The following is a 25,565-nucleotide window of genomic DNA, read 5'->3' as shown; positions in this document are numbered from 1 at the left end:
CAAACTATTAGCACTTTCGTTGACGCGGGTTCGTTGATTTAGTTAAACTTAACTTATCGATAAGTTTGTTAACGAAAGGATGATTCCCATGGCTGAAAAAACAATTATGTTAGTGTGCTCCGCCGGTATGTCCACTTCAATGTTGGTGCAGCGAATGAAAAAAGCAGCTGCAGCAGACGGTATGGACGTTGATGTTTTTGCCACTGCAGCGGCAGATGCCGACAATAAACTGGCATCGGAGCCAGTTTCGGTACTGATGCTCGGCCCACAAGTCCGTTTCATGGAAAGTCAGTTCAAAGCCAAAGCCGACGCTAAAAAAATTCCGATGGCCGTTATTGACATGAAAGCCTATGGGATGATGGACGGCGAGAAAGTTTTACAGCAAGCAATCGGGTTGCTGGATCAAAAGGTTTAAGTAAATGAATATAACAGTGTCTTGTCAAAAAACACGACAGGGCCGTCATTCTGTATGGACGTTCATGGTTTAGTGAATTCCAAACAATTCGAAAAAGCTTGGGCAATAAGTTCCAGGCCGTGCCAAACTCCACAATCTCCGGCCAGCTGGGGATGGAACGCTGTGGGCACGACTTTGAACCCGCAAAAACCGCGGTTTCAAAGCTCGGCCTTGTTGTAGGCGGGGCAAAGACCGCCCCACCAACAACAATTCCACGGCTGATCCCCATCTGGCCTACGATTGCTCCGCTTTGGCACTAATAGCTTAATAACCTTAATGAATTACCCTTGAGATAATAAAAGGTGAGCACTCCAAGCAATGGATGCTCACCTTTTTATATTGCCGCCATAAGTTACGATGCCACCTACTTGTCAGCAGTTTCCATGTCTTCAAGCTGAATGCTTTTTTCTTCCCAAGCATTCTCAACGTCCGTGGTTTGTTTTTGAACTTCTTCGAGCTTGGTTTGCAGCTTTTGCATTTTGACATAGTCGCTCAAAACATCAGGGGCGGTCATTTCTTTTTGGATCGTGGTCGCTTGGTCGCCAAGCTTCTGCAGTTGTGCCTCTAAGTCAGCAACTTCCCGCTGTAACTTACGGGTTGCGCGGGCATCTTCTTTGGACTGTTGATACGAGGTGGCGCCCGCGGTTTCGGTTTTGGCGGTGGGCTGTTCAGCAGCCGCAGCTTCGGCCTCTGCCTTGGTCTCGGCCAGCTTTTCCTGATAATAGTCCCAGTTGCCGAGGTAAGTGGTGCTGCCGGTCGGGGCGATCGCAATGACGTTGGTTGCCAGTTCGTTGATGAAGTAACGGTCATGGGACACGAACAAAACGGTGCCATTAAAATCTTTTAATGCCTGCTCAAGGACTTCCTTACTGTTGATGTCCAAGTGGTTGGTCGGTTCATCAAGCACCAGAAAATTATCATGTTTGAGCGCCAATTTAGTTAACTCCAACCGGGCTTTTTGGCCGCCGGATAAGGCACTGACCGGCTTTTGAATATCGTCTGGGCCGAACAAAAAGGCAGCCAGAACGGAACGGACGTCTTTTTCCGGCATCATTGGGTGCTCATCCCAGATTTCGTCAATCACGGTATTTTTGGGATTGAGTTGTTGGATCTCCTGGTCGTAGTAGCCGACATCAACGTTAGCGCCGAATTTTGCCGATCCAGCCAGAAACGGGATTTTGCCTAAAATACTTTTGAGTAAAGTCGATTTACCGACCCCGTTTGGTCCGATAATGGCAATCCGATCGAATTTATTGACTTGAAAATCGATAGGACCGGCCATCGGGTGATCAGCTTCGTACCCCACCGTTGCTTGGTTGACTTTGAGCACTTCATTGCCGCTGGGACGATTGGGAGTGAAGTTAAAATGCACACTTTTGTCGTCACCAGTCGGTTTTTCCAGAACATCCATTTTTTCCAATTGTTTCCGGCGCGCTTGGGCCTGCTTGGTGGTGCTGGCGCGGACAATATTCTTGTCCACGAAATCCTGGAGCTTGGCGATTTCTTCTTGCTGCTTGGTGTAGGCTTTCCAAGCCTGCGCCTGGCGCTCGGCCTTTTGCTTGAGATATCCGCTGTAATTGGTTTTGTAATGGGTCGCGTGGTGGTGATCCAGTTCGTAAATTTCGTTGACCACGTGATCAAGAAAATATTGATCGTGGCTGACCGTTAAAATGGCGCCGGGGTAAGTTTTGAGATAGCCTTCCAACCAGCTGAGTGTTTCGATATCAAGGTGGTTGGTTGGCTCGTCGAGGATGATCAGGTCATGCTTTTCCAGCAAGAGCTTGGCCAAAGCCAGACGGGAACGTTCGCCGCCGGACAAGGTGCCAACCGGCTTGTCGTAAGTGTCTTCACCGAACTGGAAGCCATGGAGGACGGAGCGGATTTCGGCTTCATAGCCATAACCGTTTTGCTCGTTAAAATCGTGTTGCAGCTGATCGTACTGTCTCATGGTTGCGGCAAACGCCGGCTTGTCCGCAATGAGTTTAGGATCGCCGAGTTTGGCCTCTAAAGTATGGATTTGTCGCGCCATTGCTTGCAGCGGGGCGAAGACCGTCAACATTTCTTTGAAAATCGTTTTATCCGAATCAAGGCCAGAGTTTTGGGCCAAATAGCCAATGGATAGATTCTTCATGGTCGTCACCTGACCGCTATCCGGAGGCGCGATCCCAGTCAGGATTTCCAGCAGGGTGGTTTTACCAATCCCGTTGGGGCCAACAAGGCCGATGCGCGCGCCGTCTTGGACTTCAAGGTTCACATTGGCAAATAATTCGTTGCCGTTGAAGCTGCGGCTAACTTGTTGTGCCTGCAAAATGATCACAGGAATACCTTCTTTCACAATAATCGTTAAGACCTAATATACCATAGTTTTGTTCCTGGGCGTGCGTTCCCTGATGATGCATTCGCACAATAAAATATGCTTGTGAAGATGTATCCGCTTGCGTTCAGGCCATAAACCAGCTAATATTAGCAGAAGATACTATGTTGGACAGTTCACATGTTCTGCATGGGAATACTTCTACAGGAGGCTTGCTTACATGGCGGAAACAATCATCCCCAAAGCAACGGCGAAACGCCTACCCGTGTACTACCGATATTTGAATTTCTTGGCGAATTCCGGGACAACCAAGATCAGTTCAACTGAACTGTCGGACGCGGTGAAAGTTGACTCGGCAACCATTCGGCGTGATTTTTCTTATTTCGGTGCATTGGGCAAACGCGGCTACGGCTATGACGTCAACGATTTGCTGAAATTCTTTAAAAAGATTCTGAATCAGGATCGGCTAACTAATGTCGGTCTGGTTGGTGTCGGCAATCTTGGCCATGCCTTGTTGAATTATAATTTTCGACAGGCTAACAACATTCGGATTAGTGCCGGATTCGATATCAACCCTGATTTAGCCGGAACCATTCAAAGTGGGGTACCAATTTATCCCATGGATGAAATGATTAAGCAAATTAAAGATCAGCAGATTGAAATCGTGATTTTGACGGTGCCAATTGATGCCGCCCAGCATATCACCGATGATTTGGTTAAAGCCGGGATTAAGGGGATCATGAACTTCACCCCGATTCGCATTTCGGTGCCTAGCTACGTGCGGGTACAAAATGTCGATTTGGCAACGGAACTACAGACCTTGATTTACTTCCTAGAACATTATGGGCCAACGCTCAACGAACCGGAAGCTTAACTGAAAAAAGAAAATGCGTCGCCCATGACAGATGGACGGCGTTTTTTCTTGCGTTGTTGAGTGTACTATGTATAATAGTACACGTAGTACGAAAGGGGGCGCCGGAATGGCAACCGAGTCATATACTCATTTGGCGTACTATGAACGCTTGGTGTTGCAGATTAAGACCCGGATTCTACAAGGCATTATGCAGCCGGGCGATAAACTGCCATCGGTGCGGGAAATGGCGAAGCAAGAACATCTGAATCCCAATACCGTCGCCAAAGCCTACAAGCAACTGGAGGCGGACGGCGTGATTTACGTTGAACCTGGGCGCGGCACATTTGTGGCTGAGCCATTAAAACATGCGAATTCAAGAGCAGTGGCGGCGTTCCGCCCAAAATTTGATGCACTCGTCGTGGAAGCGCAAAGTCTAGGCATCAGTCTGGCGACGTTGCAAGCATGGCTGACCGAAAAGGAGGACTAAGGATATGAGTTTAACTGTGACCAAGTTGCAAAAAAAGATCGCCAATCAGGAAGTCCTGCGCGATATCACGTTTTCGCTGGATCGCGGCCAGGTTGTCGGGTTAGTCGGCCCGAATGGCATCGGCAAAACCACGCTTTTTCGCACCATTACGCGCCAGTATATCGCTGACGGCGGGACGGTCACGTTGGATCAGCATGATCTGACAAAAGAATCGCCGCAACAAGCAGCCATTTTTTACTTAGATCAGCAACATTTATTTTTTCGCAAGTATGCATTAACCAAGATTGCGACAACCTATGCGCTGCTTTATCCCTCATTCGACCAGGCGGCGTTTCTGCATCTGATCGAAAAATTCGGGTTAACTGGCGGCCAGCGGTTTCAGGGGCTATCCAAAGGGTATCAGGCATTGGTCATGGTGGCGATGGCTTTGGCGAGCCAATCCCCGTATGTTTTTCTCGATGAACCATTCGACGGGCTGGATGTCCTGATTCGTGAGCGCATTGTCAATTTGGTGGTGGATGCGGTAGCCGATGGTCAGCGGACTTTTCTGATTGCGTCCCACAATCTCGCCGAATTAGACGGTTTATCCGATCGTGTTTTATTCGTCAAAGATGGCCGCATCAGCCGCGATCTTACGTTGGAAAATGTCCGTCAGCAAGCGGTGAAACTGCAGCTGGTATTCCGAACCAAGGAAATTCCGGCGGTGATCAAACAGCATGGCCGCATTTTGAATATCCGTGGGCGCGTCATCGAAGTCGTTTTCCCTGATTTCACGCCAGATGTGCAAGCGGCACTGCAAGCTGAGCAGCCGGTTTTGAACGAAAGCCTGCCATTGTCGTTGTCGGATTTGTTTAAAGTTGAATTTCGAAAAAAACATGCGGAGGTGGGCTAGATGGGTGATCATCAGTTGTTGAAACTTGTCCGGATGAGGCATAAGGCGCTTGTTCGTGTGATGTTTGTTTTTGTTGTGTTATTAGCGCTGCTTAATACGGGTGAGTCGTTAAACACGTATCACGAGCAACAAAAAAATACTATGACGTTCACACAGTTTATTGAGGAGAAAAAAAGAGCGGCTAAATATCATGATACAAGCCTTTTAAATGAAAGTTATGCAACTTACCTTAAGTAACAGCGTTATTTTGTTATGCCGCAACGCGATAAGCTTTATTCGTCTTTAGTGGTCGGACAAATCATAACGATCATCCATTACGCAATCCCATTACTGCTCGGATTAGCTATGGCTGGGATGGATCAGGCAAGCAGTTTTAATGTGGCCATGTTTAAAAGCCGATTTAAGCGAAGACAATTTTTTGCTGCCCGTTACTGGTATGGGCTGACGTGTTTACTCGGAACTACAACACTTGGCATCGGCATTCTTCTGCTTGGTATTTTCGCTGGCGTGCCGACCGAGTATGTTGGCATTAGCGGCTTGAATATTTTGGGCTTATTGATGATGAATCTGGCCATTGACAGCTTTTTGTTCACCGTTGGCATTGGCGTTGGCAGTATTTTTTCCACGTTGTTCGGCATGTTTGTCTTTGGGCTTTTTGGCGGGTGGCTTGGTGCCAGTGCGATTCAACGGTTCATGGTTTATAACGCTATGAACCACCGTTCTTATTGGTCACTTTTACCGCGTGGCGATCAGTTATTCCTGCTCTTGTTTATACTGGCGTTAACGATTAGCGTGGCTGGGTACTGGCTCACCCGCTGGCTATTTGACCGGATTTCACTGGAAAACGAGGGCGACATCCTATTGTTGCCAAAACTCCGCTGGGTCATTTTTGTCTATACTTTGATTGTTGTCCCTTACAATTTTGGTGATTGGCTGTTACAAAATGAATTGTTGTCCTACAGTGTCTCCATTATCGGTGTTCTCGCGCTCGGCCTCTGGTGGCTGCATCGTGAGCGCGTGCAAGAACGGCTGATGGTTCGATAGCGCTGAGCAGGCAGAAGCAGATTTTTACGCCACTAAAAAAACCGCCGCCGACGTCATAAGTCGGCAGGCGGTTTTTACTTGCAAGGAGGTTAACGATCATACGGTGTGAAGATAATGTAATTCTGATCGGTCGTTGCCTTGAAATCAAACTGGGTGTTCTTGGCATTTTGTTTGGTTTCTTCGTTGCTGATGGTTTCGGTTTGCAGGCCCAGTGCTTTGCGCAGCTTATCGGAAACCCGCTGCATTTCGGCATCTGAGGCAATTTGATAAGCACCGTCGCCGACCCATGCATTAACCCCTTTGAGATGATCGTTTGTGATGGTTTTGGCAGCGCCGCGATAGTTCATGAAAATGCTTTGCATATCGGCAAAACTCAGATTAGTGGCAATGTTTTTGGAAATCGTATCCATGAGTTTAGTGAAGTTACCGAGCGATCCGACAGAAACGGCTTTTTTCAAAATTGCTTTGATGACTTGTTGCTGGCGCTTTTGCCGGCCATAGTCGCCTTCCGGATCAGCGTGGCGCATCCGTGAGTAGGCAAGTGCCATGTTGCCATTTAAATGCATGCGGCCCTTTTTGAATTTCTGGTTGCCAGTGTATGGATCCTGGAATGAAAATGGAACATCAACGTCAATCCCACCGACCGCATTGACGACTTTTTCCAGCGCGCCCATGTTGATCGTCAGATAATAAGAAATCGGCACATTCACAAGTTTAGAGACTGTGTTGATGGCCATATCAGAACCGCCGACATTGTATGCAGCGTTGATTTTCTGCATATTGAACTCTTTGGTGCCAATCAATTCAGCAGCCGTATCGCGGGGAATGCTGACCATGGTGGTTTTGTTGGTCTTCGGATTGACGACGGCCACAATCATGGTATCGGAGTTGCCCTTTTCAACGCGTCCTTCAGCACCGGTGTCGACCCCGAGCAGGAGTACTGCAAATGGCTTCTTTTGGGCGATGTCCGTACTGACGTGTTTGGTGGCATGGTATGTATTATCGATGGCATATTTTGCCTGGCTATAGAGGCGCAGGGCATAGGCGCCAACCGTAAACAGGCCGACAATGACGATTAAGCCGATGAGGCGTCCCCAGCGAAAACGTTTAGGCGGTTGACGGTGGCGGTGATTTGAACGGGTCTCCATTTTTGAACGGCTCCTTTATAAAAACATTATTTCCATTATAGAAGATTGAATGCGCCAGCGAGATTAATATTCGATTACGTTTACAGCGCGTGGGCAATGTAATATAGCCAGACCACCCATAGTGCACCGACATGGGCGATGATGGCAGTGCTGATGGCGCCGGTGTGACGGTAATCATAGGCCAGAACCAATCCGACCAAGGTCGCGCTGAGCCAGTGGCCGCCTGGTTGAGTCACGGCAAATAACAGACTGGCGATCAAAGCGCCACCGAAAACGCCAGTGACATTAACCAGATTACCGAACAATACTTTACGAAAAGCCAGCTCCTCCAGAACGGGAATGGCGAGGCCGATTGCCAAAAAGTACCAGGGATTGGTGGTCATACTGGAAAGCTGCTGATGAATCTGGCTATTAGTTTGCGGCATTTTAAAAAGGAACATTTCAAGCCATGAGCCGACTAACTGAGCAGCCAAGACGCCGGCAATGCCGATGACACCCCAGAAAACGCGCTGTTGTGGTGCGAGGACGCCAGGGGCTTCAACCGCGTTGGCAATGACCAGTTGCCGTTCGCTATACGCCGCAGCAATCATTGCGATGACACTGATTAAGGTCACAATACCAAGGCTGAGCCGCCCAACCGGCATGAATTGGAAAATCAAAAGGTTAGCGATAAACGTGACGAGGTAAGCACCGACAACGGAAAAGGCATGTTTTTGCAGTGACATATAGGGGACTCCTTTGAAAAAATATCTGAAATTAGTATAACATTCCCGGGTTTTGGGGTTGCATTCACCCGGAAAACTCGTTATAGTTACTTTTGTAGTTAGCACTTAGACATAGCGAGTGCTAAATCAAAAAATGTAATGTGGAGGGATTGCCTTGTTAAAACCATTAGGAGATCGCGTGATTGTCGAGGTCGTTGAAGAAGAGGAACAGACTGTTGGCGGCATTGTCTTAGCCAATAATGCCAAGCAAAAGCCGCAAACCGGCAAAGTTGTCGCAGTAGGTGAAGGCGCCTTGACACCGGAAGGCAAGCGTCTGCCAATGGCTGTCAAAGTTGGTGATACTGTATTATACGACAAATACGCCGGCTCTGAAGTAAAGTATGAAGGTCAAGACTACCTCGTACTGCACGAAAAAGACATTATGGCAATTGCGTAAAAAATAATCGATCAATTTTGAGGTGAATAAAAACAATGGCAAAAGAAATTAAATTCTCTGAGGATGCACGTACCGCAATGCTGCGTGGCGTGGATCAGTTAGCAAACACGGTAAAAACAACTTTAGGACCAAAAGGCCGTAACGTTGTTTTGGATAAGAGCTATGGCGCACCGGAAATCACCAACGACGGTGTTACGATCGCCAAGTCAATTGACTTAGAAGACCATTACGAAAACATGGGCGCTAAGTTGGTAGCGGAAGTTGCATCCAAGACAAACGATATCGCCGGTGATGGTACCACAACCGCAACGGTTCTGGCACAAAGCATCATTCGTGAAGGTATGAAGAACGTAACTGCCGGTGCTAACCCAGTTGGCATTCGGACTGGTATCGAAAAGGCGACCAAGGCAGCGGTTGATGAACTGCACAAGATCAGCCACAAGGTTAACGGCAAGAAGGAAATCGCCCAGGTTGCTTCGGTTTCATCTTCCAATGAAGAAGTCGGCAATCTGATTGCGGACGCCATGGAAAAAGTTGGCCATGATGGTGTTATTACCATCGAAGAAAGCAAAGGGATCGACACTGAACTTTCCGTTGTTGAAGGGATGCAGTTTGATCGCGGCTATCTGAGTCAATACATGGTAACCGACAATGATAAAATGGAAGCTGATCTGGACGATCCATATATCCTGATTACCGATAAGAAGATTTCCAACATCCAGGACATTCTTCCACTATTACAAGAAATCGTTCAACAAGGTAAGGCACTGTTAATCATTGCTGACGATGTTGCCGGCGAAGCATTGCCAACCCTGGTTCTTAACAAGATTCGTGGTACCTTCAATGTTGTTGCAGTTAAGGCGCCTGGCTTTGGCGATCGGCGCAAGGCACAACTGGAAGACATTGCAACCTTGACCGGTGGCACCGTGATCAGTTCCGATCTTGGCTTGGATCTGAAGGATACCAAGATTGAACAATTAGGCCGCGCAGGCAAGGTTACCGTTACCAAGGACAACACCACGATTGTTGATGGTGCAGGTTCCAAGGATGCCATTGCTGAACGGGTTAACATTATCAAGAAGCAAATTGATGACACAACAAGCGACTTCGATCGTGAGAAGTTGCAAGAACGTCTGGCTAAGTTAGCCGGCGGGGTTGCGGTTGTCAAGGTCGGTGCTGCAACCGAAACCGAATTGAAGGAACGTAAGTATCGGATCGAAGATGCTTTGAACGCGACCCGTGCTGCCGTTGAAGAAGGTTACGTTGCCGGCGGTGGTACTGCCTTGGTTGACGTCATCCCTGCAGTCGCTGCTTTGAAAGAAGAAGGCGACGTTCAGACCGGGATCAACATTGTTCTGCGTGCCCTTGAAGAACCTGTTCGCCAGATTGCCGAAAACGCTGGCCGCGAAGGTTCTGTCATCGTTGAACAATTGAAGAAGGAAAAGCAGGGCATTGGTTACAATGCTTCAACCGGTGAATGGGAAGACATGGCTAAGTCAGGTATCATCGACCCAACCAAGGTTACCCGTTCCGCATTGCAAAATGCTGCATCAGTTGCTGCTTTGATGCTGACCACTGAAGCGGTTGTTGCTGACAAGCCAGAACCAAAGGATAACAACGCGGGTGCTGCAGGTGCAAACCCGGCAGCCGGTGGCATGGGCGGCATGATGTAATTTCGTCCTATCCTTAAAAAGAAGAACACAAATAAAACACCAGCGAACTTTGCTGGTGTTTTTTTGTGCACCGCGATCAGGAGTGCGTTGCAACATGTATATTGTGCCTCACAAGCACGTTCCAAGCGTTATCATAGGCATTGACCACGTTTCCCTGATAAAATAAAATTGGTAAACAGTTAAAGTCACTTTTTCAATGTCAGACAGAAGGGACGATTTATATGAAATTAGTTCAAAATCCCATTCGGCTTAATGCCAGTTTACACAAAATGCTTCCGCACACCATGCGCTTTTTATATAGTCGCAAGCCGGTCAAGTATTTTGAACTTTACACGTTAGGATCGGTACATGTTTATTATGTGGAAGGATTCGACCAAATCGATATTGTCCTGACTCATGACAAGCGCACCATCAAAGATGCCGAAATTGATTTTGTCCTCGAGAAACTATTGCCAGACACACCAAAAACCGAGCTAAAAATCGACCACGCCGCCAAAAGCGAGATCGAACATGAAGTCCATCGTAAATTGAAAGTGCATGATGTTGTTATTATCGAGAAGTGAGCGTGAACCGGCGCGGTTAGAAGTCGGAGTGTAAGTGGCCTTGGGCGTGATGGTCGGGCTTTGACCATTGCGACCAAGGTCCTTACACGCAGACTTCTGCGCCGGTGAGCGCGTTATGGTCGAGCGTGAACCGACTTCTGCGCCGGCGAACGCGTTAAAGTGAGCGTGAACCGGCGCGGTTAAATAAAGCGTAAGTAGTCTCAACCCCAATGGCGGTTTTTGCCATTGGGGTTGAGGTTCTTGCACCTGAATTTCTGGGCTATCAAACGCGCTACAGAACTTAGCAGTCAACGGAACCCCTTAGCTTCTTTATAGAGCAGTGCCTGATCGTGGCTTTTTCCGAACCATACCCGCTGACAAATATCAATCCAACCGGTGTTTCTGGCGGCACATATAAGTTAAGATGAAACAAGGTAGGCGTAAGCCGAAATTTAGAGTACACTAATGCATGTTTGTTTACGATTCATTAAAATTTTTGAACCGGTGTGGGTTAATAGGAGTTTAGAAAATGATGCACTTGAAACGGCTGTTCATTGGGCGGCCTTTGAAATCTTCCGAGGAAGGTGGTCAACAGCTTAACATCTTCAAAGCATTGGCGATGCTGTCGTCAGATGCTTTGTCCAGTGTGGCTTATGGGACCGAGCAGATTGTCTTGGTCCTCACGACACTGTCGGCTGCGGCAATTTGGTATTCGTTACCGATTGCGGCGTTCGTTTTAGTCTTACTGATTTCGCTGACACTTTCATATCGGCAGATTATCCATGCTTACCCTAGTGGTGGCGGGGCCTATGTTGTTGCCAGCGAAAATTTGGGCCGCAATGCCGGTTTAACGGCCGGTGCTTCGTTGCTGATTGATTACATGCTGACGGTGTCGGTTTCGGTTTCGGCCGGCGCCGAGGCGATCACTAGTGCGATTCCTGCGCTGTATGGCCATCAGGTGGCGATTTCGCTGATTATCATTTTTATCTTGATGGGCATGAACTTACGTGGCATGAGCGAATCGGCTAATTTTCTGATGATTCCGGTTTATCTGTTTGTACTCGTGATGACTGTGATGATCGTCTGGGGACTTTATCAGGTTGTCAGTGGTGCCATTCCGTATAAGGCAACTTCATTGGTCGGCGCAGCGATTCCCGGCGTGTCGATGGCGTTGATTTTCCGGGCGTTTTCCAGCGGATCCAGTTCACTGACCGGGGTTGAAGCGATCAGTAATGCGGTGCCGTTTTTCAAGTTGCCCAAGGAAAAGAATGCAGCCAAAACGTTAGCGATTATGGCTGGCATTCTAGGGTTCTTCTTTGCCGGGATCACGTTCTTGAACTACTGGTATGGTTTAGTGCCGATGGCGAAGGTGACGGTACTTTCACAGGTTGCCAAAGAAACATTTGGTGGCACCGGCATCATGTATTATGTCGTTCAATTTGCGACCGCGTTAATTTTGGCGGTTGCTGTCAACACAGGGTTTTCGGCTTTCCCGGTCTTAGCGTTTAACTTGGCTAAGGACAAGTTTATGCCGCATATGTACCTGGATCGCGGCGATCGGTTGGGTTATTCCAATGGGATTTTGACCTTGGCGCTGGGCTCGGCGGCGTTGATCACCATTTTCCAAGGCTCCACGGAGCGCCTGATTCCGTTGTATGCGGTAGGCGTGTTCATTCCGTTTACGTTGTCGCAAACCGGGATGATCATTCACTGGTTCCGGCACCGCGGCAAGGGCTGGATTGGCAAAACGGTCGCCAACCTTTCTGGTGCATTGATTTCGTTCGCGATTCTGGTCATCTTATTTGCTTACCGGCTGTTTGATATCTGGCCGTTCTTCATCGTCATGCCGCTCGCCATCTTTATGTTTTACAAGATTCATGATCATTATCGTAAAGTGGCCGCGCAGTTACGATTGCCGGCAGATGTTGAGGAGCATGAGTACGATGGCAGCACCGTCATTGTGCTTGTCGGCAATGTGACGCGGGTGACCCGTGCAGCGCTGAATTACGCCCAATCTATTGGCGATTATGTCATTGCGATGCACGTCTCGATGGATGAGAATCCGAACAAGGAAAAAGAAACGCAAAGCGAATTTCGGGCTGATTTTCCGGATGTCCGGTTTGTCGATATTCACTCGTCATATCGTTCGATTGAAGCACCGACAATTCGCTTCGTCGACATCGTGGCGCGGAATGCTGCTAAACGCAACTTTACGACCACGGTGCTGATTCCGCAATTCGTACCGCGCAAAAAGTGGCAAAATATTCTCCATAACCAAACCAACTTCCGTCTACGCGCTGCGTTTGCAAGCCGCGAGAACGTGATTATTGCCACTTACAGTTATCATTTGAAGAAGTGACCGTTTAGGCAGGTTGGAGAGACATGCAATAGAGGCGGATGAATTCCATAGGTGTGGGTTCATTCGCTTTTTTTGGTTTCTAACCGTGTCTATTTGCGCTCTGAAAACGCGCTCACTGGGCCAGAAACCTCCACATAAGGACCTTGGTCGCAATGGCCTAAGCCCGGGCCATCACGCCCAAGGCCACTTATGTTCCGGTTTCTAACCGGCCCTGTTCGCGCTCTGTTGACTTACCTGTTAAAATATAGGTTATAGAACGTCAGAGATAGTCAAAGACAAAGGGTGAAGTTTGTGCCGCAAAAAACCAGTGATACGCCAATGATGCAACAGTATAATGCGATTAAGGCGCAGTATCCGGATGCATTTTTATTTTATCGAATTGGCGATTTTTACGAATTGTTCAACGATGATGCCATTAAAGGCGCACAGTTGCTTGAGCTGACCTTGACGGCACGAAATAAGAGTGCGGATGATCCGATTCCGATGGCAGGGGTGCCGCATCATGCGGTGCAGAGTTATGTTGATATTCTGATTGATCATGGGTATAAAGTCGCTATCTGTGAGCAAATGGAAGATCCTAAAAAAGCCGTGGGGATGGTCAAGCGCGCCGTGATCCAGCTGATCACCCCGGGGACCAATGTCGACATCAAAGCCGGCGCCGCAAAGACAAATAATTACATTACTGCTGTTTTGCCACACGCAGGCGGTTATGCCTTTGCTTATGGCGATGTTTCCACCGGCGAGCTGAAGGTGACCGATCTCAAAAGTAAATTTGCCTTGGAAAACGAATTGAGTGCCCTCGCGACCAAAGAAATCGTGGTGCCAGAAGACCTGACTGATGATGACGCAGCCATGTTGAAAAAAGGCGAGCGTTTGTTGTCGGTTCAGCCTGACAGTCAGCCAACGAGTGAAGGCAGTTATGTGTCGCAAGATCTGACCGATCCCGCCGAAGCCGCCGTTGTGCAAATGCTGATGGCTTATTTGTTGAACACGCAGAAACGGAGCTTGGCCCATATCCAAAAAGCCGTGGCCTACCAACCGTCAGCGTATCTAGAAATGGATCAGGATGCCCGCAGCAATCTAGATATTCTGCAAAACAGTCGTACCGGGCGCAAAGGCGATACGTTATTGTCTTTGCTGGACGCAACGAAAACCGCAATGGGCGGCCGCTTGCTGAAGCAATGGTTGGAACGGCCGCTGTTGGATATTGGCGCAATCAGCGTGCGGCAAAATCAAGTTCAGGACTTGCTGGATCACTTTTTTGAACGCAGCGAGCTTCAGGAGCGACTAACCAAAGTTTATGATCTGGAGCGGTTAGCCGGTCGCGTGGCTTTTGGCACGGTTAACGGACGCGACTTGATTCAATTGCAAACCTCACTTGATCAGGTGCCGGCGATTCAGGATGTCCTAAGTAAGCTTGATGATGGCAGTTTTAAAGCACTTCGCGGTAAAATCGATCCAGTCAGCGATGTTGCTGGGTTGATTCGCCGAGCGATTGAGCCGGAGCCTCCAATTTCGGTGACTGATGGCGGTTTGATTTTACGCGGTTACAATAAGAAGTTAGACGAGTATCGCGATGCCATGAAGAATTCCAAGCAGTGGATTGCGGAACTGGAAGCATCAGAACGCAAGGCCACCGGTATCCACAATTTGAAAATCCGGTATAACAAGGTGTTTGGCTACTTTATCGAGGTTACTAAGTCCAATTTGGACAAGGTACCGGAAGGCCGCTACGAACGCAAACAGACGCTGACAAATGCCGAACGGTTTATCACGCCTGAGCTGAAGGAAAAAGAAACCTTGATTCTTGAAGCACAGGAAAGTTCAACCGCGCTGGAGTATGATCTTTTTCAGGATATTCGCGATCAGGTCAAAGCTCAGATTAAACGACTCCAAGCGTTAGCCGCCCAGATTTCGGCATTGGATGTCTTGCAAAGTTTTGCGACAGTGGCTGAAAACAATCACTATGTCCGGCCGACGATGCATGCCGGCACCCACGACATTAATGTTAAAGGCGGCCGACATCCGGTTGTCGAACACGTTTTGGGGCAAGACAGCTATATTCCTAACGATGTTATCATGGACCAGGATACGGATATGCTGCTGATTACCGGCCCTAACATGTCCGGGAAAAGTACCTACATGCGGCAGTTGGCGTTAATTGTGATCATGGCGCAGGCCGGATCATTTGTTCCAGCTGATGCTGCGGATTTACCGATTTTTGATCAAATCTTCACCCGCATTGGCGCGGCGGACGACTTGGCGAATGGGGAAAGCACCTTTATGGTCGAAATGCTAGAGGCCAACGCGGCACTGAGTCATGCAACGGCTTCGAGTCTGATTCTCTTTGATGAAATTGGACGCGGAACGGCGACTTATGACGGCATGGCGCTGGCACAGGCGATCATCGAATATCTGCATGATCATGTGCACGCCAAGACGCTATTTTCCACCCATTATCATGAACTGACCAGTCTGTCCGATTCATTGGCGAAGCTCAAGAATGTGCATGTCGGTGCGGTTGAAGAGCATGGCAACCTGGTTTTCCTGCACAAAATGATGCCGGGACCGGCAGATAAAAGTTACGGGATTCATGTGGCCAAATTGGCTGGTCTGCCGTCAGACTTATTGAATCGTGCCGATGCGATTCTGAAGCAGCTTGAAGCCGCCACGCCGGAGAAAACCGTGCCTGCAGCCCCAAGCCAGGTGACGGACCAACAATTGTCGCTTTTCGAGGAACCTAAACCGCAACCGAAGAACAGTCCGATTTTGGCGAAACTAGCTAAGTTTGATTTGATGGATGCGACGCCAATGGACGCCATGAATTTGATTTTCGACCTTCAGAAACGTTTAAAGAAGAAGTGATTTTATGCCAAAAATTCATCAGCTATCCGCCACGTTAAGTAATCAGATTGCTGCCGGGGAAGTCATTGAACGCCCAGCCAGCGTGGTCAAAGAATTAGTGGAAAACAGCATCGATGCCCAGGCAACCCAGATTGACGTGAAGGTATCGGCGGCTGGCTTACAGAAAATTCAAGTGAGCGATAACGGGGTCGGGATTGATCCTGACGATGTTGCGACCGCCTTTTTGCGCCATGCGACGAGCAAAATTCTGACGACGCGGGATTTGTTTAATGTGCATTCGTTAGGGTTTCGCGGTGAAGCTTTGGCCAGTATTGCGGCGGTTGCCGATGTCACGTTAACGACGGCGACAGATTCTGGCATCGGCGCCAAGATTCACGTGAAGGGTGGCAAAGTCGAGGATCAAACTACGGCGGCGCATCGCCGGGGCACGGATGTTGAAGTGTCTGATCTGTTCTTCAATACACCAGCGCGCCTGAAGTACATGAAGTCACAGCAGACCGAGCTGGGGAAAATTGTCGATATCGTTAGTCGGCTGGCCTTGGCTAATCCCAGCATTGCCTTTACTGTTTCGCATGATGGCAATATGGTCGTTCGAACTGCCGGTCAAGGTGATCTGCGACAGACACTTGCGGGAATCTATGGCTTGCCGGTTGCGCGGTCGATGGTTGACTTTCAGGCGCAGGATCTTGATTTTCAGGTGAGCGGGTTAACCAGTTTGCCGGAGACTACGCGGGCCTCGCGCAATTACTTGAGCATGGTCGTCAACGGCCGTTATATCAAGAATTTTCAGCTCACCAAAGCCGTGATTGCCGGTTACGGCTCCAAGCTCATGGTTGGGCGGTATCCGATGGGTGTCATCACGATTCAGATGGATGCAGCCTTGGTCGATGTCAACGTGCATCCGACGAAAGCGGAAGTGCGTCTGAGCAAGGAAGATCAGCTCAGCCATCTGCTGAGTGAAGCGATTCGGAGTCGGTTAGCAAAAGAAAATCTCATTCCAGACGCGTTGGATAACCTGCCTAAACGTGAGCACTATGACCTGGATCAGCCGGAATTAACGCTCAATAAAATCAGCCCGAAAACAGCTGCACCAACGCCGCCGCAGGGAACTGAACTACGCGAAGAAACCCATGACCAGCCTGTAAATACGCCTCAAGCTGGATCAACGCCGTCTGCCGAGACAGCGCCGGACTTAACCATGGATGATTTGGATGATCGGCCAATCTTTAGCGAACCGCAACGGCTGGCTGCGTGGGATCAGCGTTATCAGCAGTTGGATGCCAATGTAGCGCCAGCGCTGGTGGAAGACTTGCCAGCGCAAGATCTGAAGCGGAACGAACCAGCTGAGCGATTTCCGGATTTAACGTATTTGGCGCAGGTTCACGGCACTTACTTGCTAGCTGAGTCCAGCGACGGTCTGTATATTTTGGATCAGCACGCCGCGCAGGAGCGGGTCAACTACGAATTTTATCGTCAGGAAATCGGCAAAGTCAGCACCGATCAGCAACATTTGTTAGTGCCGATTGTCCTGGATTACTCCGCCGCCGATGCGATTGATATTCGGACGCACCGCGATGTTTTGGAATCGGTCGGCCTGTATCTGGAAGACTTCGGCCAAAATAGTTTTGTAGTTGAACATCACCCGACTTGGTTTAAAGCCGGCCAAGAAGAGGATACGATCAAGGAAATGGTGGATTGGGTGCTGCGGGACGGTAAAATAACGGTGGCGGCGTTTCGGGAAAAAACCGCCATCATGATGAGCTGTAAACGCGCCATCAAGGCTAATCATCATTTGGATGACAAGCAGGCACGGGCACTGATTCAAAAACTGCCGCAATGCGAGAACCCATTTAATTGCCCCCATGGTCGGCCGGTTCTGGTGCACTTTTCCAATACGGATCTGGAGAAAATGTTCAAACGGATTCAAGATAGTCATGAAAGTGGGGAAATGCAGGCATGATCATATTGGCAAGTCACTCACCGCGGCGGCAGGAATTGCTCAAGCGAATTATTCCCAGTTTTGAGAGCCATCCGGCCGCGATTAATGAGCGGGCGCTGCCGGTTTTAGCGCCGCCGGAATATGTCCAGAGTCTCGCGAAGGCAAAAGGCGAATCGTTGGTGCCCAGCTATCCGGGTGCTACGATTATCGCGGCAGATACGATGGTGGCGTTTCAGGGCAAATTGCTGGGCAAGCCGCATAGCCGGCAAGAAGCCAAGCAGATGATCACCGCACTTGGCGGCCAAACCCATCAAGTGTATACCGGCTTATGGGTACGTTTGGATAATGGCACGGTGCGCCAACAAGTCGTAGGCACCGATGTTACGTTCTGGCCACTTGAGGAAGCAGAAGTCGAGTCCTATTTGCAGGAAGATGCTTACCAAGACAAGGCCGGTGCTTACGGAATTCAAGATGCCGGGGCTTTGCTGGTTAAGTCCATTCACGGCGACTTTTACAATGTGATGGGTCTACCGATCAGCACGTTGTATCGCATGTTGTTGGCTTAATCCAAATGGGTTAGACAGATCGAAAATACAAAATGACCGAGTTGCCAGATTCTTTTATGGCAGACTCGGTCATTTTTGATTCATTCAGTTAAATTGTTACATCGTGAATAAATAGCTGAGCAGGTTTGACACGCCAAGAATCCACGACACCTTAACTCTTAGGCGATTTAACAACCTGCCAGTTGCTTGGTAGGGTGAAGGTGTAGACCTTGCCGATGGTTTTGCCTTGTTCCCCAGAGCCGGCAAACATGATGGCGGCAAAGACGTTGCTGTATTTGAGTTTCTGCTCGGTGACAGCGACTTGCGGAATGGTGCCGTGTTTCAGTTTCGTCTTGATGGTGGCACTTGGCTTGACTGTGTGATCGATTGCGTCGCCGGAAATCCGGTAGCGGTAAGCAATATGTTTTTTAGCCGTACCGATGGGCTGGCTGATAATCTGCAATTGGTCATTCATGGGTGCCAGTGGTTGCAACTCGGTGGTTTCGTCAATCGTAAAACCAACATGGTAAAGATCATTCACACTCAACAAAGCAATCGGGCCTAAAACCAGCAAGCCACTCACAATGATGGCTAATGGCCGCTGGCGGCTGGGTTTCATTAACACGACAGCCCAGAAAAAGGCGATGGCACCGATGATCAACAATAAGATAATCATGAGGCGTCCCTCCGATCCATGGCGTCATTTTTTAAGAAAAAGCTCAGTATCAAGCCTAGCGCTGCCATGACCAACGAAACGGCAAAAGCCGCCCGATAGCCAGCCAAGGTGGCCTGATGTAGCGCGTTGGCGTAATCAATTGGATCAAGGGCCTTGCCGCTAGCTGCCGGCGTTGCGCCCTTGGTGACGACCGACAAAACAGAGACCAGGATCGCAGTCCCGATCGATGCCGCCACTTGCCGAATCGTGTTGTTCACGGCCGTTCCGTGGTTGATTAAATGCGTTGGTAAGGCGTTCATCCCTGCAGTCGTGACCGGCATGGTGACCATGGTGATCCCGAACATCCGCACGGTATAAACTGTCGTGATATAAATCAGCGGCGTGGTTTCAGTTAACGTCATCAACGGCAAGGTGCCGGCGACCAGCAGAAACAGGCCAGCGACAGCCAAACGTTTGGCGCCAATTCGATCGAAAATCCGGCCGGTGATCGGACTCATGATCCCCATCATAATTGCCCCCGGGAACAAAATCATCCCGGAATGAAAGGCACTTTCGCCACGAATTGTCTGAATATACATCGGCAGCACCATTTCAACCCCGACCATCGACATAAAGGCGACCGCGGTCAAAATGACACTTAACGTGAAGGTCTTGGATTTAAAGACTCGCAATTCCAGTAGCGGTGTTTTGAGATGCAGTTGCCGCCAGCAGAACAAGGCGACAAAAATAATGCCAATCGCGAGACTGATCAGAACCTGAGTGTCCGTCCAGCCGGCATCGCCGACTGTTGAGAAGCCATACAATAAGCCGCCAAACCCAAGCGTCGAAGCAATAATCGATGGTACGTCGATCTTGGGATGTGACGTCGGCAAAACTTTCCGCATGCTGTAAGTGGCCAGTAGCACAACCCCGGCAGCAATTGGCATGATGACGGCGAATAACGCACGCCAGGTATGATGCAGCAAAATCCAGCCGGAAAGCGTCGGACCGATTGCCGGCGCCAAGCCAATGACGATGCCCGCTAAGCCCATGGCGCTGCCGCGTTTTTCCGGTGGGAAGATGGTGAACATCACGGTCTGAAAGGTGGGCATGGACATGCCGACACCAATCGCCTGGATGAGGCGGCCGGCCAGCAGCATCTGAAAATCGCCGGCAAGCCAGCAAATCAGCGAACCTAAGAAGAAAATGGTCATGGCCGTCAAATAAAGGTTTTTGACGTTGAATTTGTCCAACAGCCACGCGGAAACCGGAATCATGATACCCATAATTAACATGAAGCCGGTTGTCAGCCACTGAACCGCGCTGGTGCTAATATGAAAATCAGCCATCAGTGTCGGATAAGCCGTGGTGAGAATGGTTTGAGTTAAGAAGGTCGTAAACGTGCCGATCAATAGGGTGATGACAAGTAGCAAACGATTATATGGATGCCCATTAACATCAGTTGGTGTCAACAAAATCGTGTCCTTTCTAAAAACGTTATAATCCAGTCTAGCACGTCAACAGCAGGTTTGGGTGAATGGCCTTCACAAAATCTTTAAAAAGGTATCAAAAAAACATCGTTGCGACTTGTTAGCCTAAAAGTAAGTTAATGAATACGGAAGGGGCGTTTCAAAACGTGAAAGTCCAATCGACGCATCAACGCATTGAATGGATTGATGTTGCCAAAGGCCTCGGAATCATTGCAGTTGTGTTGGGGCATTTCTATCCGCGCAATACAACGTTTTATGAAAGCTTATATTGGTGGCATATGCCATTGTTCTTTATGATTGGCGGTTTCTTCGTCAAGCCGACAACGTTGCCGACTTTAAGAGATTATCTGAGGCGGCGGTTCTGGCCAATGTTCAAGCAGTATTTTGGATACGGCGTGGGGCTGATTTTGCTGAATTTTGTGGTTGAGCAACGCACGCCTGCATTTACCCTGGATTATTTGCGGCGACTGGTTTATGGCGGAACCGAACTGAATGGTTATTTATCGGTCTTTTGGTTTATGACAGTTTATGCCTTCAGTAGTTTGCTGTTTAGTCTATTACGTGGCTATATGCCAAAAGTCTGGCAAGAGGCGGTTTTAATGGCCGGACTTTTCTGGTTAGGGTTCAGTTATCCTAACGCTGAGGCAGCTTTAGGATTTCCGATTCCAGGCAACCTTGATTTAGTACTGGTTGCTTTGCCGTATATGTTTGTCGGCTGGTGGTTATTCCATTATGCCCGGCAAATTGTCACCAAGCCGTGGTTTATGGTGGTCGCTGTCGGCCTTTTCGCAGTGCTGTTTACTGCCCAGTCGCGTGGCCAAATCGACTTTTTGCTTTATATGAAATCCCATCACTTAACTGATCCACTTCTGGCGGGATGGGCGCCAGTCATCATCTGCGGTGGTTTATTTGCTGGAGCCAAAATAGTGTCAGGAACTTTTGCAGGAAACTGGTTAGATCGCATTGGCCGTAGTACACTACCTATAATGTATGGTCATAAAGCGGTCGGCTATGTTTTGGAGAAGTTCGGTGATCCTAATATACTTGTGCTGGTGATTGCCGGTGTCACGATTCCTCTTTTCCTTGCTTATGCGGGCCGCTGCGTTCGGGAACGTTGGCAAGGCGGGGGATTATATGCGTTTAATTAAACGGTTATTGCTGGTCGTGGTGATTTTACTCGTTGGGCTGGCGCCAGGCACGCAATTGGTGGAAGCGGACACGACACCGACCATTTTCGTTCATGGTTATCGGGGTACGGCTTTTTCAACCAATCAGCTGATTGAAGGCGCCGAAGCTGCGGGGGTAGCTAAACGCAGTATGGTGATTACGGTAAGTCCAACGGGTCAGTTAGATGTTCGTGGTACGTTACACACCACTGCTGCGCCGATTATTCAAGTGATTTTTCAAAACAACACTGCTGGCGAGGAAGTAGATAGTCAGTGGCTGGCTAAAATTTTTACGATGCTGCATGAGCGCTATGGCGTGGTGAAGTTAAACGCCGTGGGTCATAGTATGGGTGCCTATGCCGTCATTGCGGCGGCGATGGCGCAAACACCGATTGAATTGGAAAAAGTCGTTGCGATTGCCGGCCCGTACGACGGCTTGCTCGGCTGGAATGACCAGCCACATCAGTTACAGCTTGCAGCAGATGGGCGGCCGAACCTGATTCGGCCTGAGTATGCGCGGTTATTGAAGAACCGCACGCATTTCCGCGCTAAGTCGGTGTTGAATATTTATGGCAATGTTCAAGACGGTACGGATACCGATACTGTTGTGAGCGTCAACTCCGCCTTGAGCTTAGGCTATCTGCTTCGTGGCCTCACCAAGTATCAGACACTTGAAGTCACTGGCCCCCATGCCCAACACAGCCAGCTCCATGAACACAATGTGACGGTCGACCGCGCGATGTTGCAGTTTATCTGGGGAAAGTGACTTTGGTCGTGCCAAACTCCGCAATCTCCGGCCAGCTGGGGTGGCGACGCGAAGCTAGAGCGGTGGGCACAACTGAGCCCCATCTGGCCTACGATTGCTCCGCTTTGGCACTAAGATCTCAATCCCTATACAAACAAGAATCGTTCATGAAAAAAAGACCATTCGACTGCATTGTACGGTCAATTGGTCTTTTTTACACTTTGATCATGAATATTAGGCTTTTTAAACACACATTAGTTGAAGTTTGTGAGCTTAACGTTGCTGCTAATCCTGCTTCTTATCTTTTGCCTCTTTAACTTCCTCAGCAACGGTTTGCTTGACCGGCTTTGGATCCTGGGTGACGTCAAACCAGTTGGCGAAGCCGCGGGAGAAATCAGCAACGGTGAAGTTGAAGTGATCAATTTTGACTTTGTCATGCAACTTCAGATCGGGATGCGTTTCCATGATAAAGCCGGCAATGGTGATGATCTCGGAATCCGTGAACGCTTTGATATTAGTGTGGAAGAAACGTTCAAAGTCCCAGAGTGTCGTCTTGCCGCTGACCCGAAAGACTTTGGGATCGTCGGTTTTCCGAATGTACTCGTCGGAGACATCGTCGATTTCATCTTTAACCGTACCAAACAGCTCTTCATAAATATCTTTATCAGTGACGATGCCGCTAGTGCCACCGTATTCATCGACGACCACAACAATTGGCGTTTGTTTCTTGATCATTTGCGTCAAAATATTGTGAATCGGGGTAACTTCAGGCACATTGATAATCGAACGCAGCAGCTTGGAGACTTTCACAGATGGATCGACTTGCCCTTGCTTGACGAGATCATAGATGTAGACATACCCCAGAATCTTATCTTTGTCACCGTTTGCCACAACCGGGAACCGGCTATAGCCTTGAGTTAGATAGTCGCGCAAGGCTTCCTTAACGGTGGTATTAATATCGATCACAAACAGGCTGGTACGGTCAACCATGATGTCTTTGGCCGTTTTGTCATTGAGCTCAAATGCCCGCTGCATATAAATGACATCATTTTGTTCCATGTCGCCGGAAGTAACAGCATTCTTACTAAGGTTCAGAATTTCGGCTTGGGAGAAGGCCTCGTTACCTTCATCGGCTGGCTTCATGCCCATCATTTTGACAATGCCGGTGGCGCTGACGTTCAGCAACCAGACAAATGGGAAGAACAAGATATGGAAGTAATGTAGCGGCGTCACAACCAGCATTAACGTTTTAATTGGATAATCAATAGAAATGTTTTTCGGAACAATTTCGGTGAGCACCACTTCCAAGTAGGTTAAAATAATAACCCCCAAAATAGCGCCGACCGCATGCAGGCTGCCATTTGGCAAACTTAAGTGGGTCAGGCCAAACAGATCAACCAGCAAGAATTCAACGGTGGTTTCCCCGATCCACCCTAAAATGATGCCGGCCAGTGAAACACCAACCTGGGTCGTTGACAGATACTCATTTAAGTTGTGAACCATGCGCAAGGCGCGCTCAATTTTCGCTTTGCGCCCAGTGCCTTTGTCGATCATTTCCTCCAAGGCACTTGGACGACTTTGAACCAGTGCAAATTCACAGGCAACAAAAAACGCTGCGAAGAAAAAGGTGACAAGCATCACCAATAAATTGGGGACGATTTGGCCACTTTCCATGTATTCCATTCCTCATTTCATGTAGCTTTACAAACTTAATTTTAACATTGAATAAGCCAAATGAACGATAATTCATCGATTGCCTCTATATTATGCGTTATGCTGGTATCAACGAGTATGCGATTCGAGGGGAGAAGCCGAAATGGAACAAGTCAAAATGTATTGGGAAACAATGAAGGTTTTTAAAGCCGAGCCGGAAATGCCCAAAACCCAGCTGATTAGCAAACCGCTGCCACGGACACCGGCAACAGGGACGGAAATGCCGCAGATTGCGATTCGCAACGTGGATGTTTTTCAACTAATGAGTGAGTTAACTGGCAAAGTCGGCGTGATGAACTTTGCCAGTCCGGTTCATCCAGGCGGTGGTGTGGCGTTTGGCGCGCGGGCGCAGGAAGAAGCGATTGCGAAGGGAACATTTTTGGTGCCGGCGCTGGAACAGCACATGGCGGATTATTATGATCAGAACTGCAAACAGCCTAATCGCGGCCTGTTTAGCTCAAAGCTCATTTATGCGGAACACGTACGGCAGGTTTTTGACGATCAGGGACGCCGCTTGTCAAAAAAATATGTCGATATCGTCACTGTCGCGGCACCTGATCGCCGCGTTGATCCGCAGCTGGATGACGCGACGGCTATGAATGACATTGCGTTTAAGGTTTTACAGACGCTGCGGGCGTTTAAGGCGCATGACGTTGATCAGTTAATTCTGGGCGCATTCGGTACCGGCGTTTTTGGTAATCCAATCAAGCCAGTTGCCCGCGTTTTTCGGAAGGCGTTGTTGTTACCGGAGTTTGCCGGCGCATTCAAACGCGTTTATTTTGCAATTTACGACCCGCAGATGAGGTCGATTAAGTCGTTTGCTGCTGCTTTAAAAGGTGACGATGAATAAAGAAAGGAATTAACCGATGAAACTCACAGTCATGCAACACGCAGATGCTGAAGGCTTAGGGGTCATTCAAGACTGGGTCGATAAGCATTCAATCGAAACTGTCACTTACCGGCCTGATCAAGGTGATCCGATTGCGCAATTGAATCCGGCAGACATTGATGGCTTGATTGTGCTTGGTGGCCCCATGAGCGTCAATGACGATCCCGCTTGGCTAGCAGCCGAACGGATTTTGATTCGCAGTTTGAACAAACTGAATCGACCGGTTCTTGGCATATGCTTGGGGGCTCAGCAGATCACCAAGGCTTTTGGTGCCAACGTCTACCCGATGGAAAAACCGGAAGAAGGAATCGGCACGGTCAGGACCAGTGATGGGACGCTGCTTAACGTTTTCCATTGGCATGGGGAAGCGATGAGCCGATTGCCGGGCAGCCAAGTGTTATACGAAAATGACCAAGCACTTCAAGGGTTTAAATATCACGATCGGATCGTCGGGTTGCAGTTTCATCTGGAAGTGACGCCGACCATGATTACAGCGATGGGGACCGCTGCCGGTAAACCGCAAGGCCCGGTTAATGAAGCCATTTTGGCACCCGGACACAAGGTTCTTAATGGGATACTTGAGCAACTTTTTGGCTAAAAATGCGTAAAAACAACTTTTTATTGACGATTG

The 25,565-nt window shown here is 48.9% G+C and carries 23 protein-coding genes; 17 read left to right on the top strand and 6 right to left on the bottom strand.

The features are described from left to right. Positions 1-88: 88 nt before the first annotated feature. On the top strand, positions 89-415 hold the full coding sequence (locus LACZS1_RS10570; protein WP_010491995.1) for a PTS sugar transporter subunit IIB: 327 nt from the start codon (positions 89-91) through the stop codon (positions 413-415). Between the two features lie 403 nt (positions 416-818). Here the strand turns inward: LACZS1_RS10570 and LACZS1_RS10565 are convergent, their stop codons facing one another. Continuing rightward, positions 819-2,771, bottom strand: coding sequence for an ABC-F family ATP-binding cassette domain-containing protein (locus LACZS1_RS10565; RefSeq protein ID WP_070651986.1), 1,953 nt, complete (start codon positions 2,769-2,771; stop codon positions 819-821). A gap of 217 nt (positions 2,772-2,988) precedes the next feature. Between LACZS1_RS10565 and LACZS1_RS10560 the strand changes: the two genes are divergently transcribed. From LACZS1_RS10560 to LACZS1_RS10540, 5 genes are all read left to right on the top strand, one after another. Next, positions 2,989-3,642, top strand: coding sequence for a redox-sensing transcriptional repressor Rex (locus LACZS1_RS10560; RefSeq protein ID WP_010491991.1), 654 nt, complete (start codon positions 2,989-2,991; stop codon positions 3,640-3,642). Between the two features lie 106 nt (positions 3,643-3,748). After that, the gene (locus tag LACZS1_RS10555; protein WP_306402854.1) at positions 3,749-4,108 is read left to right on the top strand and encodes a GntR family transcriptional regulator; all 360 of its coding nucleotides are present in this window, start codon (positions 3,749-3,751) and stop codon (positions 4,106-4,108) included. Between the two features lie 4 nt (positions 4,109-4,112). Continuing rightward, positions 4,113-5,000, top strand: a complete 888-nt coding sequence (locus LACZS1_RS10550; protein WP_070651988.1) for an ATP-binding cassette domain-containing protein — start codon at positions 4,113-4,115, stop codon at positions 4,998-5,000. Further along, positions 5,001-5,237 carry a hypothetical protein gene (locus LACZS1_RS10545; protein ID WP_070651989.1) on the top strand — a complete coding sequence of 79 codons (237 nt, stop codon included), beginning with the start codon at positions 5,001-5,003 and terminating at the stop codon, positions 5,235-5,237. 15 nt (positions 5,238-5,252) lie between these two features. Next, positions 5,253-6,044, top strand: coding sequence for a hypothetical protein (locus LACZS1_RS10540; protein ID WP_306402853.1), 792 nt, complete (start codon positions 5,253-5,255; stop codon positions 6,042-6,044). An 89-nt stretch (positions 6,045-6,133) separates the two neighbouring features. Here the strand turns inward: LACZS1_RS10540 and LACZS1_RS10535 are convergent, their stop codons facing one another. Together LACZS1_RS10535 and LACZS1_RS10530 are read right to left on the bottom strand one after the other, a co-directional pair. Next, positions 6,134-7,192: an LCP family protein gene (locus tag LACZS1_RS10535; RefSeq protein WP_306402852.1), complete on the bottom strand. Its 1,059-nt coding sequence runs from the start codon at positions 7,190-7,192 to the stop codon at positions 6,134-6,136. An 80-nt stretch (positions 7,193-7,272) separates the two neighbouring features. Next, positions 7,273-7,917 (bottom strand): CPBP family intramembrane glutamic endopeptidase, encoded by a 645-nt coding sequence (locus LACZS1_RS10530; protein ID WP_070651990.1) that lies wholly within the window; start codon positions 7,915-7,917, stop codon positions 7,273-7,275. 154 nt (positions 7,918-8,071) lie between these two features. Here LACZS1_RS10530 and groES point away from each other — a divergent pair, with 154 nt between their 5' ends. The 7 genes from groES to LACZS1_RS10495 all read left to right on the top strand — a co-directional run bounded on the left by groES (position 8,072) and on the right by LACZS1_RS10495 (position 18,297). Further along, positions 8,072-8,353, top strand: coding sequence for a co-chaperone GroES (gene groES / locus LACZS1_RS10525; RefSeq protein ID WP_003567052.1), 282 nt, complete (start codon positions 8,072-8,074; stop codon positions 8,351-8,353). A gap of 35 nt (positions 8,354-8,388) precedes the next feature. Continuing rightward, complete coding sequence (groL, locus tag LACZS1_RS10520; RefSeq protein WP_010491955.1) at positions 8,389-10,026, top strand: chaperonin GroEL; 1,638 nt, start codon at positions 8,389-8,391, stop codon at positions 10,024-10,026. A gap of 221 nt (positions 10,027-10,247) precedes the next feature. After that, positions 10,248-10,589, top strand: coding sequence for a DUF1827 family protein (locus LACZS1_RS10515; protein ID WP_025012731.1), 342 nt, complete (start codon positions 10,248-10,250; stop codon positions 10,587-10,589). 508 nt (positions 10,590-11,097) lie between these two features. Next, on the top strand, positions 11,098-12,927 hold the full coding sequence (locus LACZS1_RS10510) for an APC family permease (protein ID WP_274804362.1): 1,830 nt from the start codon (positions 11,098-11,100) through the stop codon (positions 12,925-12,927). A gap of 291 nt (positions 12,928-13,218) precedes the next feature. Further along, complete coding sequence (gene mutS, locus LACZS1_RS10505; protein ID WP_025012732.1) at positions 13,219-15,792, top strand: DNA mismatch repair protein MutS; 2,574 nt, start codon at positions 13,219-13,221, stop codon at positions 15,790-15,792. 4 nt (positions 15,793-15,796) lie between these two features. After that, positions 15,797-17,752, top strand: a complete 1,956-nt coding sequence (mutL, locus tag LACZS1_RS10500) for a DNA mismatch repair endonuclease MutL (protein ID WP_070651991.1) — start codon at positions 15,797-15,799, stop codon at positions 17,750-17,752. After that, a complete protein-coding gene (locus LACZS1_RS10495; protein WP_010491945.1) occupies positions 17,749-18,297 on the top strand; it encodes a Maf family protein in 549 nt (182 codons plus the stop codon). Before mutL ends, LACZS1_RS10495 begins: the two co-directional genes overlap by 4 nt. Positions 18,298-18,448: 151 nt before the next feature. Here LACZS1_RS10495 and LACZS1_RS10490 read toward each other — a convergent pair whose 3' ends face one another. Both LACZS1_RS10490 and LACZS1_RS10485 read right to left on the bottom strand, forming a co-directional pair. Further along, entirely contained in the window at positions 18,449-18,952 is a 504-nt protein-coding gene (locus tag LACZS1_RS10490; protein ID WP_010491943.1) for a DUF4811 domain-containing protein, read from the bottom strand. Then, a complete protein-coding gene (locus LACZS1_RS10485) occupies positions 18,949-20,406 on the bottom strand; it encodes an MDR family MFS transporter (RefSeq protein ID WP_070651992.1) in 1,458 nt (485 codons plus the stop codon). The genes LACZS1_RS10490 and LACZS1_RS10485 overlap by 4 nt, the downstream gene beginning before the upstream one ends. Positions 20,407-20,567: 161 nt before the next feature. Here LACZS1_RS10485 and LACZS1_RS10480 point away from each other — a divergent pair, with 161 nt between their 5' ends. Both LACZS1_RS10480 and LACZS1_RS10475 read left to right on the top strand, forming a co-directional pair. Beyond that, on the top strand, positions 20,568-21,569 hold the full coding sequence (locus LACZS1_RS10480) for an acyltransferase family protein (RefSeq protein ID WP_070652011.1): 1,002 nt from the start codon (positions 20,568-20,570) through the stop codon (positions 21,567-21,569). Continuing rightward, positions 21,556-22,353 carry an alpha/beta hydrolase gene (locus LACZS1_RS10475; RefSeq protein WP_010491937.1) on the top strand — a complete coding sequence of 266 codons (798 nt, stop codon included), beginning with the start codon at positions 21,556-21,558 and terminating at the stop codon, positions 22,351-22,353. The genes LACZS1_RS10480 and LACZS1_RS10475 overlap by 14 nt, the downstream gene beginning before the upstream one ends. A 264-nt stretch (positions 22,354-22,617) precedes the next feature. Here the strand turns inward: LACZS1_RS10475 and LACZS1_RS10470 are convergent, their stop codons facing one another. Then, a complete protein-coding gene (locus LACZS1_RS10470) occupies positions 22,618-24,006 on the bottom strand; it encodes a hemolysin family protein (RefSeq protein WP_047106347.1) in 1,389 nt (462 codons plus the stop codon). Positions 24,007-24,148: 142 nt separating this feature from the next. On the opposite strand from LACZS1_RS10470, the gene LACZS1_RS10465 reads away from it, so the two are divergent. Both LACZS1_RS10465 and LACZS1_RS10460 read left to right on the top strand, forming a co-directional pair. Further along, complete coding sequence (locus tag LACZS1_RS10465) at positions 24,149-24,895, top strand: TIGR02452 family protein (protein WP_070651993.1); 747 nt, start codon at positions 24,149-24,151, stop codon at positions 24,893-24,895. 16 nt (positions 24,896-24,911) lie between these two features. After that, complete coding sequence (locus tag LACZS1_RS10460; RefSeq protein WP_070651994.1) at positions 24,912-25,532, top strand: type 1 glutamine amidotransferase; 621 nt, start codon at positions 24,912-24,914, stop codon at positions 25,530-25,532. Positions 25,533-25,565 lie beyond the last annotated feature (33 nt).

Source organism: Lacticaseibacillus zeae subsp. silagei, assembly GCF_030770335.1.
In the GTDB taxonomy this organism is placed as follows: Bacteria; Bacillota; Bacilli; order Lactobacillales; family Lactobacillaceae; genus Lacticaseibacillus; species Lacticaseibacillus zeae.
This window is presented reverse-complemented; position numbering and strand designations above follow the sequence as displayed.

Excerpts from the sequence above, each read along its gene's own strand:
- LACZS1_RS10570 (WP_010491995.1), top strand. The coding sequence starts at position 89 with ATGGCTGAAAAAACAATTATGTTAGTGTGCTCCGCCGGTATGTCCACT.
- LACZS1_RS10560 (WP_010491991.1), top strand. The coding sequence starts at position 2,989 with ATGGCGGAAACAATCATCCCCAAAGCAACGGCGAAACGCCTACCCGTG.
- LACZS1_RS10555 (WP_306402854.1), top strand. The coding sequence starts at position 3,749 with ATGGCAACCGAGTCATATACTCATTTGGCGTACTATGAACGCTTGGTG.
- LACZS1_RS10550 (WP_070651988.1), top strand. The coding sequence starts at position 4,113 with ATGAGTTTAACTGTGACCAAGTTGCAAAAAAAGATCGCCAATCAGGAA.
- LACZS1_RS10545 (WP_070651989.1), top strand. The coding sequence starts at position 5,001 with ATGGGTGATCATCAGTTGTTGAAACTTGTCCGGATGAGGCATAAGGCG.
- LACZS1_RS10540 (WP_306402853.1), top strand. The coding sequence starts at position 5,253 with ATGCCGCAACGCGATAAGCTTTATTCGTCTTTAGTGGTCGGACAAATC.
- LACZS1_RS10535 (WP_306402852.1), bottom strand. The coding sequence starts at position 7,192 with ATGGAGACCCGTTCAAATCACCGCCACCGTCAACCGCCTAAACGTTTT.
- LACZS1_RS10530 (WP_070651990.1), bottom strand. The coding sequence starts at position 7,917 with ATGTCACTGCAAAAACATGCCTTTTCCGTTGTCGGTGCTTACCTCGTC.
- groL (WP_010491955.1), top strand. The coding sequence starts at position 8,389 with ATGGCAAAAGAAATTAAATTCTCTGAGGATGCACGTACCGCAATGCTG.
- LACZS1_RS10515 (WP_025012731.1), top strand. The coding sequence starts at position 10,248 with ATGAAATTAGTTCAAAATCCCATTCGGCTTAATGCCAGTTTACACAAA.
- LACZS1_RS10510 (WP_274804362.1), top strand. The coding sequence starts at position 11,098 with ATGATGCACTTGAAACGGCTGTTCATTGGGCGGCCTTTGAAATCTTCC.
- mutL (WP_070651991.1), top strand. The coding sequence starts at position 15,797 with ATGCCAAAAATTCATCAGCTATCCGCCACGTTAAGTAATCAGATTGCT.
- LACZS1_RS10495 (WP_010491945.1), top strand. The coding sequence starts at position 17,749 with ATGATCATATTGGCAAGTCACTCACCGCGGCGGCAGGAATTGCTCAAG.
- LACZS1_RS10490 (WP_010491943.1), bottom strand. The coding sequence starts at position 18,952 with ATGATTATCTTATTGTTGATCATCGGTGCCATCGCCTTTTTCTGGGCT.
- LACZS1_RS10475 (WP_010491937.1), top strand. The coding sequence starts at position 21,556 with ATGCGTTTAATTAAACGGTTATTGCTGGTCGTGGTGATTTTACTCGTT.
- LACZS1_RS10470 (WP_047106347.1), bottom strand. The coding sequence starts at position 24,006 with ATGGAAAGTGGCCAAATCGTCCCCAATTTATTGGTGATGCTTGTCACC.
- LACZS1_RS10465 (WP_070651993.1), top strand. The coding sequence starts at position 24,149 with ATGGAACAAGTCAAAATGTATTGGGAAACAATGAAGGTTTTTAAAGCC.
- LACZS1_RS10460 (WP_070651994.1), top strand. The coding sequence starts at position 24,912 with ATGAAACTCACAGTCATGCAACACGCAGATGCTGAAGGCTTAGGGGTC.